This is a genomic window from Streptomyces sp. NPDC006711, from assembly GCF_042869775.1.
Classification (GTDB): Bacteria; Actinomycetota; Actinomycetes; order Streptomycetales; family Streptomycetaceae; genus Streptomyces.
Map to the genome: position 1 here is coordinate 1 of NZ_JBIAGO010000017.1, position 15,294 is coordinate 15,294.

Below are 15,294 nucleotides of genomic sequence, written 5' to 3' on the forward strand. Positions count from 1 at the left end.
GCGGTAGCCCTCGGCGCCGGAGTTCGCGTCGATCTCCCGCTTGACCGTGCTCGCCGGCCGGCCCAGGACGCGTCCGATCGCCCGAAGCGAGTGGCAGGCCGCGCGCAGATCGCGGATCTTCTCGCGCTCGGCCAGAGTCAAGAACCGGGGATGCAGTTGCTTGTCCAGGGTCGCCAAAGGCGCCGATGCCGTGCTCACACTGCACATCGTGGCGGCTCCCGCCGCGTAGTCGACACGGCGCCCGTCGGGATAGCTCCGGGTGGTGCGCGTCTTCTTGACGCCCTGGTCCCAGTCCCTGGCCGTGCGCTCGTTCACCCCCACGCGCCGAGCGGCCTCAGACTGCGAGGTGCCCGCCGCACGCAATCGCTCGTACTCGTCGCGCCCGGGGTGCCGCCGCGGCAGGCGCACCGAGGTCCGTCCGGCCTTCCGGGCCCAGCCGAACGCGGTGTTCCGGTTCACCCCCAGCTCACGCGCCACCACGGTCACGTTCCCCACGGCATCCAGCCGCGCAAGGAAACGCTCCCTCAGCCCCGCAAGATCATCGCGTCCAACGGCCACGGTCCTCGCAACTCCCACAGATCGCGGGTGTTGCGAGGACCGTTAGAACCCAAGTCCCCTTCGGGGGGTGCCGGGCCTTCGGCATTGGCATCGGGGGCACGTGGGCACGGGGGCGCGTGGCGCGTGCACGTGGACACACGGGCTGGGCGCCCGGCCCGGCTACGCCGAGCGCCAGAGCGTCATCGGGTGCACCGGGTCCGCGAAGGGCAGGCCGGAGGTGAAGCGCTCCAGTTCGGCCAGGGCGTGATCCGCCATGCGGTACAGCTCGTTGCCCAGCGAGCCGGCGATGTGCGGGGTCAGCAGCACGTTCGGCAGGTCGTACAACGGGCTTTCGCGGGGCGGCAGTTCGGGGTCGGTCACGTCCAAGGTCGCATGCAGGCGGCCCGACAGGAGCTCGGCGAGCAGGGCCTGTTCGTCCACCAGGGAGCCGCGCGCGGTGTTGATCAGCGTGGCACCCGCCGGCATCAGGGCGAGCCGGCGGGCGTCGATCATGCGGTGGGTCTCGGGGAGCTGGGGCGCGTGGACGGACACGACGCTGCTGCGGGCGCACAGGTCGTCGAGTGACACCTGCTCAACGCCCAGCGCACCCGCTTCGGTTCCGCTCACGTACGGGTCGTGGAGAAGAACCTCGAAATCGAAGGGGCGCAGAAGCTCGATCACGCGCCGTCCGATGCGCGAAGCGCCGATCAGGCCCACCGTGCGCCGGTAGTTGCCGGTGTGCTCCGTCTCGTTCAGCCAGGCGGGCGTGGTCCGCAGCTCCGTGTAGCGCTGGGCGGAGCGCAGCACCTCCTTGCCCGCGAAGAGGATCGCGGCCAGCGTGTACTCGGCGACCGGCAGGGCGTTGGCCGCCGCCGCCGAGGTCACCGCGATGCCGCGCTGCCAGCAGGCGTCGGTGACATGGTGCTTGACCGACCCCGCCGCGTGGACGACCGCGCGCAGCTCGGGGGCGGCGGCCAGGACGTCCTCGGTCAGCGGGGGAGCGCCCCAGCAGGTGAGCAGGACCTGGGCCTCGGCGAGGGCTTCGGCGACGGGTCCGGTGGGCGGGGTGAGGTCGTGGGCGACCAGGTACGGGTCGGTACGGGTGAGGGCGGCGAGCCGGGCACGGTGGCGCTCGGTGAGGAGACGGTCCGCGATGCCGGGGCCCATCGCGAGCAGCAGGGCGGGCCGGTTGTCAGTGGTCTGGTGCATGGTGGAACTCGGGCTCCTCACGAGGCGCTGGCCGGGGCGGACGGGGTGGCGTGGCCGGTCATTTGAGGCTGCCGGCGGTGAGCCCGGCCTTCCAGTGCCGCTGGAGGGAGACGAAGGCGACGATCAGGGGGATCACGGCGAGGAGGGAGCCGGTGACGACGAGAGGGTAGTAGCTCGGCTCGGCGTGGGTGTCGCTGTTCCAGGCGTACAGACCGAGGCTCAGCGGGAAGAGCTTCTGGTCGCTGAGCATGACCAGGGGGAGGAAGAAGTTGTTCCAGATCGCGGTGAACTGGAAGAGGAAGACGGTCGCGAAGCCCGGCATCACCATGCGCAGACCGATCGACCAGAAGGTGCGCAGCTCGCCGGCGCCGTCGATACGGGCGGCCTCAAGAGCCTCATCGGGGATGTAGCTCGCGCTGAAGACGCGCGACAGATAGACCCCGAAGGGATTGACCAGAACGGGTATCAGGACCGACCAGTACGTGTTGACCAGGCCGACCTCGCTGGCCAGGAGGTACATGGGCAGCGCGAGCGCGGTGGTCGGCACGAGCACCCCGAGCAGGACGACCCCGAACAGCTTCTCCTTGCCGCGGAAGGCGTACTTGTCGAAGGCGTACCCTGCGGCGACACAGACGAGGGCGCAGATCGCCGCGCCACCGCCCGCGTACAGAAGGGAGTTGAGGTACCAGCGGAAGTAGACGCCGTCGTTGTACGAGGCGAGCTGCGAGAGGTTGTGGCCGAGGTCGAAGCCCCTGAAGGAGAAGGTCTCGCCGGAGAGCAGGCCGCCGGTGTTCTTGGTGGCGGCCGTGACCAGCCACACCAGCGGGAAGAGTGTGTAGAGGACGGAAAGACCGAGCGCGCCGTTGACCGCGGCCCTGGACAGCCAGCGGTTCGACGGCCTGCCCGGCGTCCCGGTACGTGGTGGTGGTGCGGCGGCGTCGGGACGCGTGGCGGACTGGGGCGCGGTGGCGGTCGGGGAGGTCATGCCGTGGCCCCCTTGCGGTGGGTGAGGCGGGTGACGACGAAGGAGAGCAGGGCGGAGGCGAGGGCGAGCAGGACGGCGGACGCGGCGGCGAGGCCGTAGTCGTTGCGGCTGAACGCGGCGGTGTAGGCGTACAGGGTGGGCGTCCAGGTGGAGGTGACCGTGGAGCTGCCGCCCTGGTTGAGGATCAGCGGCTCGGTGAAGAGCTGGAGCGAACCGATGACGGTGAAGAGCGCGACCATCGTCAACGAAGCCCGGATCAGCGGGAGTTTGATGCCGAGCGCGGTGCGCCACTCGCCCGCGCCGTCCATGGTGGCTGCCTCCAGGACGGAGCGGTCGATGGCCTGGAGGGCGGCGTAGAAGATCACCATGTTGTAGCCGAGCCATTCCCACAGCGCGATGTTGACGACGGAGGGGAGCGTGCCGCTGGAGGAGAAGAAGTCGAAGCCCGCGCCACCGGAGCGCATGGCCCGCACGACGGGACTCAGGCCGGGGGTGTAGAGGTAGACCCAGATCAGCGCGGCGATGATGCCGGGCACAGCGTGCGGCAGGAACAGGGCCAGCTGGAAGAAGCGGCGGGCACGGGCGAGCGCCGAGTCGAGCAGCAGCGCGAGCGCGAGGGCGGCGGCGACCATCAGCGGGATGTAGACCACGCAGTAACCGGCCAGCACCAGGAAGCCCTCGCGGAAGGCCCGGTCGCCCAGGGCGGCCGCGTAGTTGTCGAGGCCGCTGAACACGGAGGTGGCGCCGCCGAATCCCAGCCCCGACTGCTTCTCGGTGAACAGGCTCAGCCAGAGCGCGTACCCGACCGGCACGACGGTCACGGCGGTGAACAGGACGAAGAACGGGGTGAGCAGCACCCCTGCGGCCCGCCCGGTCCGCCCGCGTGCGCCGGTCCGCCCGGGTGCGCCGGTCTGCCGCACGCCGTCAGCCCTCCACCTTCAGGCCGCGCTTCTTGAGTTCCGTCACCGTGGCGTCGTGGGCGGCCCTGATCGCGTCCGTGATCTTCACCGAGCCGCCGGCGACCTTGCCCAGCTGGTCCTTGAGCGTGGTGTTGGTGGTGCCCATGCTCGGGCCCCAGCCCCAGTTGGCGTTGATCGAGCCGCCCGCCGCGTCGAAGAGCCGGTAGACGTCCTGCCCGTGGTAGAACGTCGCGTCGAACGCCTTCTGCGCGGCCGGGCGCAGCGCGATGTCGGCCGGGAAGGCGCTCGACGTACCGGACTTGATGCGGGCGTCGACGCCCGCATCCGTGGTCGACATCCACGTGGCGAATTCGAGCGCTGCCCGGGTCTTGGTGCTGCCCTTGGTCACCGCCCAGGTGGAGCCGCCGAGCATGCCACTGGCGGGCTTGCCGTCCCAGGTGGGCACGGGGGCCACCGCCCACTTGCCGCTCTGGTCCGGCACCGTGCCGCTGAGCACGCCCGCGCCCCACGACGCGCCGAGGTAGCCGACGGTGGAGCCGTCCTTGAGCGAGGCGGTCCACTCGGGACTGAAGGAGACCGCGTTCTGCACGAGCTTGTCGTCGAGCAGGCCCTGCCAGTAGTCGGCGACCCGCTGGGTGGCGGCGTCGGCGGTGTTGAGCTTCCAGGTGTCGCCGTCGGCCTTGAACCACTGGGCGCCCGCCTGCCAGACCATCGCCTCGAAGGTGGTCGGGTCGTCGGGGAAGAACGTACCGATACGCGCCTTCGGGTCGGCCTCCTTGGCCTTCTGGGCGGCCGCCTTGAACTCGGCCCAGGTCTGCGGGACTTGGATGTGGTGCTGCTCGAAGAAGTCCTTGCGGTAGAAGTACGCCTGGGGCGCCGCGTCGAAGGGGATCGCCCAGTTCTTGCCGCCGAGCGTGGTCTGCTGGATCGCCTGCGGCAGGAACTGCTTCTTCACGTCGGCGCTCACGTACTGGCTGATGTCCTGGAACGAGCCCTGGCTGACGAACTCGGGCAGCATCGGATACTCGACGGTCACGAGGTCGGGCGCGTTGCCGGCCTTCACCGCGTTGGAGATCTTGGCGTAGCCGCCGGCGTTGCCGGAGGGGATCTCCTCGAACTTCACCTGGATGTTCTTGTGGGAGGCGTTGAAGGCGTCCACCACGTCCTTGGACCCCTTCTGCCAGGCCCAGAAGGTGACGGTGACGGGTTTGCCGGCGGTGCCCTTGCCCGCGTCGCTCGTGCTGCCGTCCTCGCCGCCGCAGGCCGTGAGCACGGCCAGAACGGTTGCGGTGCCGACGAGGGCAAAGGTCGATCTGGTCCAACTGCGGCTCACGGGACGGCTCCTGAACGTGAGGGGACGAGGCGATGGCCGCGATCCTTGGCCCAGCACCGACCGAAGTCAAGAGCGAAAGTTCGATTGATCGAAAAAAGATCAGAGAACGAGTGAACGCTCGCGTGTGAGGAGCGAACGCTCATGGCTGCCGCGTGGTCTCGGCGGGCGCCCCGCACGACGCCCGCACCCGCAGCCTCGGCAGCAGATCGACATGGCGCCGTGGTGTCTGTTCGCCGTCGCCGTGACCGTTCGCCGCCGCACGCAGACGCTCGACCAGCAGGTCCGCCGCGTACCGCCCGACCTCGTGCTTGGGCGGGGCGACGGCGGTCAGCGGCGTGTCCGCGAGCGCCGCCACCTCGTCGTCGTACGCCACGAGCGCCAGGTCGTCCGGCACCCGCACGCCCAGCTCGGCCAGGCGCTGCACGATCCGGATGGCGTCCACGTCGTTGTGCACGAGCGCCGCCGTGGCCCGCCCCTCCACGACCGCGTCACGCAGCGCCCGCACGGCCCCCTCGAACCCGTCGGCGTCCGCCTCCACCGGGATCGAATCGATCACCGGCAGCGGCGACTTGAGGCCCAGCGCGTCCAGCGCGTGCCGGTAACCGGCGCGCACCGCGATCGCCGTCGGGCTGTCGGACCGCGCCACCAGCACGGGTGTTCTGTGCCCGAGTCCCAGCAGGTGACGCACCGCGAGGAGGACGCCGTGGCCGTGGTCGGAGCAGACCCGGTCCAGGTCGTCCAGCTCGCGGCCCGGCACCCCGCGCCGCTCCAGGAGCACGGTGGGCACGGGCAACCCGGCGATCCAGGCGCCGTGCTCGACCGGGTCGTCCGGCTCCTTCCAGCCCGGCGCGATCAGCAGGCCGTCGGCCCCGGCCGTGAGCAGCCCCGCCGCCAGGCCCGCGTCCTCCTGCGGCCGGTAGTCCGAGATCCGCAGGATCAGGCGCGCCCCGGCCGCCGCGGCCGCCTCGTGCGCACCCCGGATGACCTCGGCGAAGTAGTACGTGGCGTGCGGCGCCAGCATGCCGATGACGAGCTCGCGGCCGTCGGCGGCAGTGTCCCCGGTGGGCCCCGGCCCGGGGTGCGTCCCGGGTTTCACCCCGGGACGCGGCGCGGCCAGAGCCCCGGCGGGCCCCGGCGCGGTGGTCCCGCCGCCCGGCCACGAGACCGAACCGTGCACCCGGTCCAGGCGCCCCTCGGTGGCCAGGGATTCCACGTCCCGGCGCACCGTCACCGGTGAGACCCCCAACTGGGCGGCCAGCTCCGACACCCGGGCCGAGCCGCGCCCGCGCACCAGGTCGAGCAGTCGGTCATGACGTTCAGCGGCGCTTTCCCGCACGGCGGCATCCCCTTCGCGGTGTTGGCGGCCCGGCGGGCCCCGACGTGACATCGTGATCGAACGACGTCAATTTCGATCATTCGGTCTGATCCATTGACGTTCGATCAAACCGGGTCTTACGTTCCCGGATATTTCGCGCGGCCCCGCCGACACCGACGCCGCCATTCGCTCAGGCCCGCCCTGCCCCGCCCCGCCCCGCCCCGAGGGAGCATCGCACCATGCCCGTCGCGTCCGAGAACCGTGAGCTCAGCCCGTACACCGGCTGGACCCGCGAGCACTGGGAGCGGTCGGCGGACCGGCTCCTGCTGGCCGTACGGCCCTACGCCACGCCCGGGCACGGGCTCATCCAGCTGCCCGGAGCGCGCCCCAGTTGGTCCGGGCCGCACTCGGACGGCCTCGAAGGCTATGCCCGCACCTGGCTGCTGGCCGCGCTCCGGGTGGCCGGCGCCCGGGGCGAGGATCCGCACGGCCACCTGGAACGCTATGCCGACGGCCTAGTAAACGGCACCCAACCTCCGCTTCCCAGCGGTGAGTTGGTGCCCGCGTCTCCCGACGCTTGGCCGTCGCTCGCCGAAGTCCGCCAAGCCCTCGTCGAGTCCGCCTCCATCGCGCTCGGCCTGCGCCTCACCCGCCCCTGGCTGTGGGACGTGCTCGACGACCGCACCCGCCAGCGCGCCGTCGACTGGCTGCTGCCCGCCCTCGGCCCCTCCCCGGTCGACAACAACTGGTGGCTGTTCGGCCTGACCGTCGCCGGATTCCTCCTGGACGCCGGCATCGAGACCGACCGCGCCGCGGCCACCATCGAACGCGCCCTGGAACGCGTCGACCAGTGGTACCTCGGCGACGGCTGGTACAGCGACGGACCCAACCGCTCCTTCGACCACTACAACGCCTGGGCCCTGCACTTCTATCCCGTCCTGCACGCTCATTTGGGTGACGACCAGGAACTCCTGGCCCGCTACGGACCCCGGCTGCGCGCCCAACTGGAGGCCCACAGCGGCCTGTTCGGCGCGGACGGCGCTCCGATGCCGTACGGGCGCTCCCTGACCTACCGCTTCGCCGCGGCGGCCGCGCCCTGGCTCGGCACGCTCACCGGCCACACCCCGCTCACGCCGGGAGCCACCCGCCGCCTGGCGTCGGGCACCCTTAAGTACTTCCTCGACCGGCCCGATGGCACCGGCGCCACCGACGCCGCCGGGTTGCTCACCCTGGGCTGGCACGGCCCCCACCCCCCGGCGATCCAGAACTACTCGGGCCCCGCGTCCCCGTACTGGGCGGCCAAGGGCTACCTCGGGCTCCTCCTGCCGCCCGAACACCCGGCCTGGACGGCGGTCGAGGAGCCGCTGCCCGCCGAGACCGGCGACGCCACCCTCACCCTCGGGCCGCCGGGGCTGCTGATCCAGTCGACCGCCGCGGACGGCCTGGTCCGCCTGCACAACCACGGCAGCAACAACCAGCTGGAGGGCGGCGCCGACGACCCCTGGTACGCGCGGTTCGCCTACTCGACCGGCACGGGGCCCACATCGGACGGTGTGCCCGACAACCACTTCGGACTCCTGGCGCGGGGCGCGTCCACGACCCGGGGACCCGCCGTACCGCTCGGAGGCGGCCCCGGCTGGGCGGCGTCACTGGCCACGCCGGAGCCCGGGCCGCCGGGCGTGCGGATCGTCTCGGCCACCCTGGCGCACGGCCGCGCCGAAGTCCGCGCCCACCTGGTGGTCGGCGCCATGCCCGGCACCCCCGTGCGCCAGACCGGCTGGGCCGTCACCCCGGGCCGCACCGCGCAACTGCACCCCGTGCACGGCTACGCGGGCGAGGCCTGCCAACTGGCGGGCGGATCAACCCTGTTCGGCGCCGGATCGGACGTCGGGGCGCTGCACGGGACGACCGGAGCCGGGCCGTCCCTCTTCGTCGCACTGGCCTCCTTGACGGCGGAGCCGGACCCGCTCCCCGTCCACGCCCTCGCCGACGTCGAGATCACCGGCCTCACCGTCCGCGTGACCTGGCGGGACGCCACGGTCCGCCGGCTCGTGTTCGACCCCGCTGCGGCGACGGTCCGCGCGGAGGACGAGTAAAGGGGCGTCACGACGTGACCAGGGTGCGGGCGGCGTACGTCCACGGTTCGGGCGCCACGCGTCCATGGCTCGGACGCGACGCGCCTGGATGCCGTCCGGGCGGGCGACGGCCACCCGGACGACCGGCTTCCGGACGACCGGCTTCCGGACGACCGACTTCCGGACGGCGCTCGCTCGCGCGGCCGCCCGGAAGCGGGCCCAAGGGGCTTACTGGGGACCGTACTTGCGGCCCGTCCTGGAGGTGAGCCCGCCGAGCAGACCGCGCGGCGCCAGCTTCACCGCGCCCATCAGCGCCTTGTAGCGCGGGTCGGGGATCGAGAGGGACTTGCCGCGCGCGAGGTCGGTCAGGGCGGTGGCCACCAGCTTGTCGGCGTCCAGCCACATCCAGCCCGGGATGTTGTCGGTGCCCATGCCGGCCCGCTGGTGGAACTCGGTGCGCACGAACCCGGGGCACAGGGCCATCAGCCGCACCCCGGACCCGGCGAGATCGCGGGCCGCGCCCTGCGTGAACTGCACCACCCACGCCTTGGACGCGCCATAGGTGCCGCGCGGCACGAAAGCGGCGACGGAGGCCACGTTGACGACTCCGCCGCGCCCCCGCTCGCGCATGGCGGCGGCCGCGGCCGACGTCAGCCGCAGGACCGCCTCGATGTGCACCTTCACCATGGTCAGCTCGTCCGCGACGGACACGTCGAGATAGCTGCCCTTGTTGCCGAACCCGGCGTTGTTGACCAGGAGATCGACCGGCCGTTTGGGCTGGGAGAGGCGGGACTCGACCGCGGTGATCCCGCCCTCCGTGGACAGGTCGGCGGTCAGTACCTCGGCCTCGACACCGTGCCGGTCGTGCAGCTCGGTGGCCTGCTCGCTCAATCGCTTGCCGTCCCGGGCCACCAGCACCAGATCGTGCCCGTCGGCCGCGAGGCGGCGCGCGAACGCGGCGCCGATGCCCGCCGTCGCTCCCGTAATCAGTGCAGTCGTCATAGGCGCACGTTAGTGCCCCGGCCCGGTGCCCGTTGACCGCCCCCGCCGGGCCGCCGAACCGGCGGTGACCGCCATGAACCGCCCCAATAGCGGCGGTTCACCGGCGCCCCCGGGCCACCCTGGCCGCCGGCGGCCGGCAGCGCCGCCGGCCCTCGCGACCATCGCGCCCCGGGCCCTACGAACCGTGTTGCGCCAGGTACTTCCCCGCGGTGTCGTACGCCTCGGGATCCAGGGCGTCGCCCGCCGCCAGGACGCGGGGCAGCAACGTCCGCTCGGTCGTGAACGCCCGGAACCAGAGGGCGACCGAAACTTCGTGATCCGGTCGTTCGATCACCTCGACCGGATCACCCGCCCGGATCGTCCCCGGTTCGATCACCCGGAAGAACGCTCCCGGGACCGCCGCCTGCGTGAAGCGCCGGACCCAGCCCGTCTGTTCGAGCCAGCCGGCGAACGTACGGCAGGGGATGCGTCCGCACGCGACCTCCAGGACCACGTCCCGGCCTATCCGCCAGCGCTCGCCGATCCGGGCGTCGTTCACGTCGGTCCCGTACGTGGTGAGGTTCTCGCCGAACGAGCCGTTGGGCAGGGCGCGGCCGAGCTCCTTCTCCCAGGCGTCCAGGTCCTCACGGGCGTAGGCGTAGACGGCCTGGTGGTCGCCGCCGTGGTGGCGCAGGTCGCAGACGTCGTCCCCCTCGACACCGCTGGCGCCCACCCCCCTGGGGCCCGGCGCGAACACCCGGACGGGCGTGGACACGGGGCGCTTGTCCACGCCGGTAAGCCCACCCTTGGCATCGGTATAGGGGACGACCTTGGCGCGGCCGACATTCACAGAAAGAAGCTCCATGAGCGAACGCTAACCGAAACGATCTCAAAGACGCTTCCCTGATTTCTCTGCCCGCCCCAAGATTCGCTTATGCTTGAACCATGATCGAGGCTCGTCATCTCCGCGTTCTGCGCGCTGTCGCCACCACCGGTTCCTTCTCGGCGGCCGCCAGGGAACTCGGCTGCACCCAGCCCGCCGTCAGTCAGCAGATGAAGGCACTCGAAGCGTCCGCCTGCACCCCGCTGCTCATCCGGACCGGCCGCGAGATGCGCCTGACCGAGGCCGGCGAGGTCCTGGTCCGGCACGCCTCGGGCATCCTGGCCGGCCTGACCGCCGCCGAGGAGGAGGTCGCCGCCATCGCGGGCCTGCGGGCCGGCCGGGTGCGCCTGGTCTCCTTCCCCAGTGGCTCCTCCACGCTCGTGCCGACCGCGCTCGCGGCCCTGCGCGCCGCCCACCCGGGCACCCGGGTCTCCCTGGTGGAGGCCGAGCCGCCGCGTTCGGTGGAGATGCTGCGCGACGGCGACTGCGACATCGCGCTCGCCTTCCGCTACGGCTCCAATGCCACGGAGTGGGACGATCTGGTGGTGCGCCCGCTGCTCGTCGACCGTTTGGTCGGACTGATCCCCGAGGGGCATCCGTTGGCCGGCGCCGGATCCGTGGCCATCAGGGACCTGGCGGAGGAGTCCTGGATCGCGGGCTGCCCGCGCTGCCGCCGCCAGCTGGTGGAGGTCTGCGAGGAGTCCGGGTTCACCCCGAGGATCGACTTCGCGACCGACGACTACCCGGCGGTCATCGGACTCGTGGGCGCCGGGCTGGGCGTCGCGGTGATGCCCGAGCTCGCCATCGCGTCGGTACGCCCCAGGGGCGCGCGCACCGTCAGCGTGGAGCCCGCCGTCGAGCGGGAGATCGTCGCGCTGACCCTGCCGGACCTCGCCCAGGTCCCGGCCGTCGCGGCCACCCTCGACGAGCTGACCGGAGCCGCCGCGCGCGGCTAGGCGCCACGACAGCTGTGCCGGGCGCGCCCTTATGGCGTCGCCCTGGGGGCGCCGCTTTGCCGACGCGGCTGCGCCAAACGGCGCAGGAACGTTTCTTCTGATCGGATCGGCCGCGGGGGCCGTCAGGGGGCCTCCATGCCGCCGCCGATGGGCGCCGCCGCCGACACCAGGCGGTTGCGCGCCCTGCCCATGAGCTCTTCGCGCTCGTCCTCGGTGAGCCCGCCCCAGACCCCGTAGGGCTCGCGCACCGCAAGGGCGTGGGCCGCGCACTGGGCGCGCACCGGGCAGCGCATGCACACCTCTTTCGCCGAACTCTCGCGCGCGCTCCGCGCCGCGCCGCGCTCGCCCTCGGGGTGGAAGAAGAGCGAGCTGTCGACTCCACGGCAGGCCGCGAGGAGCTGCCAGTCCCACAGATCGGCGTTGGGTCCGGGAAGGCGGGAGAAATCTGCCATTGCTCTTGTCCCCTTGAAACCGTGCTGAGGCGGATGGGCGGGCCGGTACGGGACGGGTGCGCGCGGGGGCTCATCCGAAACGTACGTACCGACGAAGGTACATCTCCTGTGTAAGTAGATGTAAATATGACTCATTGGGAATCTAGCCACAGACACCAGCAAAAGGGAAGAAAAGCCGCTAAATGGGGCATAGGGTCAAAAGCTGGGCGGATGGCGTGCCACACTCTCCTGTGTGCACGCTTCCTCACGTAGAGTGCCGAACGTGCCCGCCGGACCCGTAACTCTTTCGAGTGACCGTCGTTGAGAGTGCGGAGGCGATTGAAAGAACAAGCGCTCGGGCAAGTGTCCGAGAGCGTCAATCGCTCAGGTGACACATGTACCCAGCCTGGAGGCTCAAGGTGACGCGCATCAGCTGCGGAGGGCGGCCATGACATCAGTCCTCGTCTGCGACGACTCCCCGCTTGCCCGCGAGGCGCTCCGCCGCGCGGTTGCGACCGTGCCCGGCGTCGAGCGTGTGACGACGGCGGCCAACGGCGAGGAAGTCCTCCGCCGCTGGGGTGCCGACCGCTCGGACCTGATTCTGATGGACGTACGCATGCCCGGACTGGGCGGCGTGGAGACCGTCCGTCGGCTGCTGTCCGCGGATCCGGGCGCCCGGATCATCATGCTCACGGTCGCCGAGGACCTGGACGGGGTCGCGCTCGCGGTCGCCGCCGGGGCCCGCGGATATCTGCACAAGGACGCCTCGCGCGCCGAGCTGCGGGCGACCGTCACTCAAGCGCTCGCCGACCCGACCTGGCGGCTCGCCCCGCGCAGGCTGCGCTCGGCCGAGATGGGCGCGGCGCCCACGCTCACCGCGCGCGAGATCCAGGTGCTCGAAGGCATGAGCCACGGCCGCTCCAACGCCGAGATCGGCCGTGAGCTGTTCCTCTCCGAGGACACGGTCAAGACGCACGCCCGGCGGTTGTTCAAGAAGCTCGGCGCCTCGGACCGCGCGCACGCCGTCGCGCTCGGTTTCCGCTGGGGTCTGGTGCGCTGACGACAGGTATGACAGCTGGTCGGAGCCCCGTCCACCACCGGGTGGGCGGGCCCGGCCCTCCCGCGAACGGCAGCAGTAGGTGTTGCTTCCGCCGCGATGCCGCATCCTTGTACGTGTGGAGTTCCTCGGGGACAGGTCGGTCGAGCGGGAGGGGGGTGCAGGGGATGAGTTCCGGCGCACCCGCTCATAACGCTTCGGTGCACAACTACGGACGCGGTGCCGCGGGCGGGAAGACGCCGGGGCACCATGGACCGATGCGCGACGACGAGGTTACGGCGCAAGGGGCCGTCGGTGCCCTGGTGCACCGCGCTGTCGACGGCGACGAGCAGGCCACGCACGATCTGCTCGCGCATGTGCATCCGCTCGCGCTGCGCTACTGCCGCTCCCGGCTGAGCCGGCTGCCGGGTGACGCTCGCCACTTCGTCGAGGACCTGGCCCAGGAGGTCTGCGTCGCCGTCCTGATGGCGCTGCCGCGCTACCGCGACACCGGACGCCCCTTCGAGGCCTTCGTCTTCGCCATCGCCTCGCACAAGGTCGCCGACCTCCAGCGGGCGGCGATGCGCCACCCCGGGTCGACGGCCGTGCCCTCCGACGAGATGCCGGAGCGGCCCGACGACTCGCTCGGGCCCGAGGAGCGCGCGCTGCTCAGCAGCGACGCCGCCTGGGCCAAGAAGCTCCTCGCCAACCTGCCGGAGAACCAGCGCGAACTATTGGTGCTGCGGGTCGCCGTCGGCCTGACCGCCGAGGAGACCGGTCAGATGCTGGGCATGTCGCCGGGCGCGGTCCGGGTCGCCCAGCACCGCGCCCTGAGCAGATTGCGCGCGCTCGCCGAGCAGTAGGCCGCACGCCCTGAGCGGCCCGTTGCCGAGGAACGCGCACCGATAGGCGGGCGACAGGGATGCCAACCCCTCGCGCTCACGTGTGAACGTACAAAGAATCCTGATGATCTTGCTCGTGGAATGAGACACCCGCACAGCCCGTTAGCATGGACATCCGCACCGATCAAGGCCATTGGGGAAGGTGTCATGACTGCAAACGTCGACGGAGTGCCCGAGAAATTCGCGACGCTCGGGCTGACATACGACGACGTGCTGCTGCTGCCGGGCGCGTCCGACATGGCGCCCGACCAGATCGACACCTCTTCGTACCTCTCGAAGAACGTCAAGGTGAACGTCCCGCTGCTCTCGGCCGCGATGGACAAGGTCACCGAGGCGCGCATGGCCATCGCCATGGCCCGCCAGGGCGGCGCCGGCGTGCTGCACCGCAACCTCTCCATCGAGGACCAGGCCAACCAGGTCGACCTGGTCAAGCGCTCCGAGTCCGGCATGGTCACCGACCCGATCACGGTGCACCCGGACGCGACGCTGCGCGAGGCCGACGAGCTGTGCGCCAAGTTCCGCATCAGCGGCGTCCCGGTGACCGACTCGGCGGGCAAGCTGCTCGGCATCGTCACCAACCGCGACATGGCCTTCGAGTCCGACCGCGGCCGCCAGGTGCGCGAGGTCATGACGCCGATGCCGCTGGTCACCGGCAAGGTCGGCATCTCCGGTGTGGACGCCATGGAGCTGCTGCGCCGCCACAAGATCGAGAAGCTGCCGCTCGTCGACGACGCCGGCATCCTCAAGGGCCTCATCACGGTCAAGGACTTCGTCAAGGCCGAGAAGTACCCCCACGCCGCCAAGGACAAGGACGGCCGGCTGCTCGTAGGCGCGGCCGTCGGTGTCGCGGGCGACGCCTACGAGCGCGCTCAGGCCCTGATCGCCGCCGGCGTCGACTTCATCGTCGTGGACACCGCGCACGGCCACTCCCGCCTGGTCGGCGACATGGTCGCCAAGATCAAGTCGAACTCCTCGGGCGTCGACCTCATCGGCGGCAACATCGCCACCCGCGACGGCGCCCAGGCGCTCATCGACTCGGGCGTGGACGGCATCAAGGTCGGCGTCGGCCCCGGCTCCATCTGCACCACCCGCGTCGTCGCCGGCATCGGCGTCCCGCAGGTCACCGCGATCTACGAAGCCTCGCTCGCCGCCAAGGCCGCAGGCGTCCCGGTCATCGGCGACGGCGGCCTTCAGTACTCGGGCGACATCGCCAAGGCCCTGGTCGCGGGCGCCGACACGGTGATGCTGGGCTCGCTGCTCGCGGGCTGCGAGGAGTCGCCGGGCGAACTGCTCTTCATCAACGGCAAGCAGTTCAAGTCCTACCGCGGCATGGGCTCGCTCGGGGCCATGCAGTCCCGCGGCGACCAGCGCTCGTTCTCCAAGGACCGGTACTTCCAGGAGACCGTCTCCACCGACGACAAGCTGATCCCCGAGGGCATCGAGGGCCAGGTGCCCTACCGCGGCCCGCTCTCCGCCGTCGTCCACCAGCTCGTGGGCGGTCTGCGCCAGTCGATGTTCTACGTCGGCGGCCGCACCGTTCCCGAGCTCCAGGCGAACGGCAAGTTCGTCCGGATCACCTCGGCGGGCCTCAAGGAGAGCCACCCGCACGACATCCAGATGACGGTCGAGGCGCCGAACTACAACAAGCGCTGACGCCCGCAAAGCGTCCCAGGGGCGGTTCCGGAGTTCCCGGGGCCGCCCCTCGCCCGTGTGTCGGGGATACTGGAGCAT

The 15,294-nt window shown here is 71.3% G+C and carries 14 protein-coding genes; 5 read left to right on the forward strand and 9 right to left on the reverse strand.

The genetic code is table 11. The features are described from left to right. From ACFYM2_RS27335 to ACFYM2_RS27360, 6 genes are all read right to left on the reverse strand, one after another. The coding region (locus ACFYM2_RS27335; protein WP_388839867.1) for a helix-turn-helix domain-containing protein at positions 1 to 486 on the reverse strand (486 nt) is incomplete at its 3' end. Positions 487 to 717: 231 nt separating this feature from the next. After that, entirely contained in the window at positions 718 to 1,746 is a 1,029-nt protein-coding gene (locus ACFYM2_RS27340) for a hydroxyacid dehydrogenase (protein WP_388839870.1), read from the reverse strand. A 58-nt stretch (positions 1,747 to 1,804) separates the two neighbouring features. After that, positions 1,805 to 2,731: a carbohydrate ABC transporter permease gene (locus ACFYM2_RS27345; RefSeq protein WP_388839873.1), complete on the reverse strand. Its 927-nt coding sequence runs from the start codon at positions 2,729 to 2,731 to the stop codon at positions 1,805 to 1,807. After that, positions 2,728 to 3,651, reverse strand: coding sequence for a carbohydrate ABC transporter permease (locus ACFYM2_RS27350; RefSeq protein ID WP_388839876.1), 924 nt, complete (start codon positions 3,649 to 3,651; stop codon positions 2,728 to 2,730). Before ACFYM2_RS27350 ends, ACFYM2_RS27345 begins: the two co-directional genes overlap by 4 nt. Before the next feature lie 4 nt (positions 3,652 to 3,655). After that, on the reverse strand, positions 3,656 to 4,984 hold the full coding sequence (locus tag ACFYM2_RS27355) for an ABC transporter substrate-binding protein (protein WP_388839879.1): 1,329 nt from the start codon (positions 4,982 to 4,984) through the stop codon (positions 3,656 to 3,658). Between the two features lie 139 nt (positions 4,985 to 5,123). Continuing rightward, positions 5,124 to 6,320, reverse strand: coding sequence for a substrate-binding domain-containing protein (locus tag ACFYM2_RS27360; protein WP_388839883.1), 1,197 nt, complete (start codon positions 6,318 to 6,320; stop codon positions 5,124 to 5,126). A 218-nt stretch (positions 6,321 to 6,538) separates the two neighbouring features. Here ACFYM2_RS27360 and ACFYM2_RS27365 point away from each other — a divergent pair, with 218 nt between their 5' ends. Then, complete coding sequence (locus tag ACFYM2_RS27365) at positions 6,539 to 8,395, forward strand: DUF2264 domain-containing protein (protein WP_388839886.1); 1,857 nt, start codon at positions 6,539 to 6,541, stop codon at positions 8,393 to 8,395. 207 nt (positions 8,396 to 8,602) lie between these two features. Here ACFYM2_RS27365 and ACFYM2_RS27370 read toward each other — a convergent pair whose 3' ends face one another. Next, positions 8,603 to 9,376 (reverse strand): SDR family NAD(P)-dependent oxidoreductase, encoded by a 774-nt coding sequence (locus ACFYM2_RS27370; protein ID WP_388839888.1) that lies wholly within the window; start codon positions 9,374 to 9,376, stop codon positions 8,603 to 8,605. Between the two features lie 175 nt (positions 9,377 to 9,551). Beyond that, positions 9,552 to 10,220, reverse strand: coding sequence for an MOSC domain-containing protein (locus ACFYM2_RS27375; RefSeq protein ID WP_388839891.1), 669 nt, complete (start codon positions 10,218 to 10,220; stop codon positions 9,552 to 9,554). Between the two features lie 80 nt (positions 10,221 to 10,300). Here ACFYM2_RS27375 and ACFYM2_RS27380 point away from each other — a divergent pair, with 80 nt between their 5' ends. Then, positions 10,301 to 11,194, forward strand: coding sequence for a LysR family transcriptional regulator (locus tag ACFYM2_RS27380; protein WP_350232189.1), 894 nt, complete (start codon positions 10,301 to 10,303; stop codon positions 11,192 to 11,194). A gap of 122 nt (positions 11,195 to 11,316) precedes the next feature. Here the strand turns inward: ACFYM2_RS27380 and ACFYM2_RS27385 are convergent, their stop codons facing one another. Then, the gene (locus ACFYM2_RS27385; protein ID WP_359002325.1) at positions 11,317 to 11,646 is read right to left on the reverse strand and encodes a WhiB family transcriptional regulator; all 330 of its coding nucleotides are present in this window, start codon (positions 11,644 to 11,646) and stop codon (positions 11,317 to 11,319) included. A 427-nt stretch (positions 11,647 to 12,073) separates the two neighbouring features. On the opposite strand from ACFYM2_RS27385, the gene ACFYM2_RS27390 reads away from it, so the two are divergent. The 3 genes from ACFYM2_RS27390 (at position 12,074) to guaB (ending at position 15,216) form a co-directional block, all read left to right on the forward strand. Then, entirely contained in the window at positions 12,074 to 12,685 is a 612-nt protein-coding gene (locus ACFYM2_RS27390; protein WP_003948568.1) for a response regulator transcription factor, read from the forward strand. Positions 12,686 to 12,939: 254 nt separating this feature from the next. After that, positions 12,940 to 13,524: a sigma-70 family RNA polymerase sigma factor gene (locus tag ACFYM2_RS27395; protein WP_359002323.1), complete on the forward strand. Its 585-nt coding sequence runs from the start codon at positions 12,940 to 12,942 to the stop codon at positions 13,522 to 13,524. 186 nt (positions 13,525 to 13,710) lie between these two features. Beyond that, the gene (gene guaB / locus ACFYM2_RS27400) at positions 13,711 to 15,216 is read left to right on the forward strand and encodes an IMP dehydrogenase (protein WP_350232192.1); all 1,506 of its coding nucleotides are present in this window, start codon (positions 13,711 to 13,713) and stop codon (positions 15,214 to 15,216) included. Positions 15,217 to 15,294: the final 78 nt, after the last annotated feature.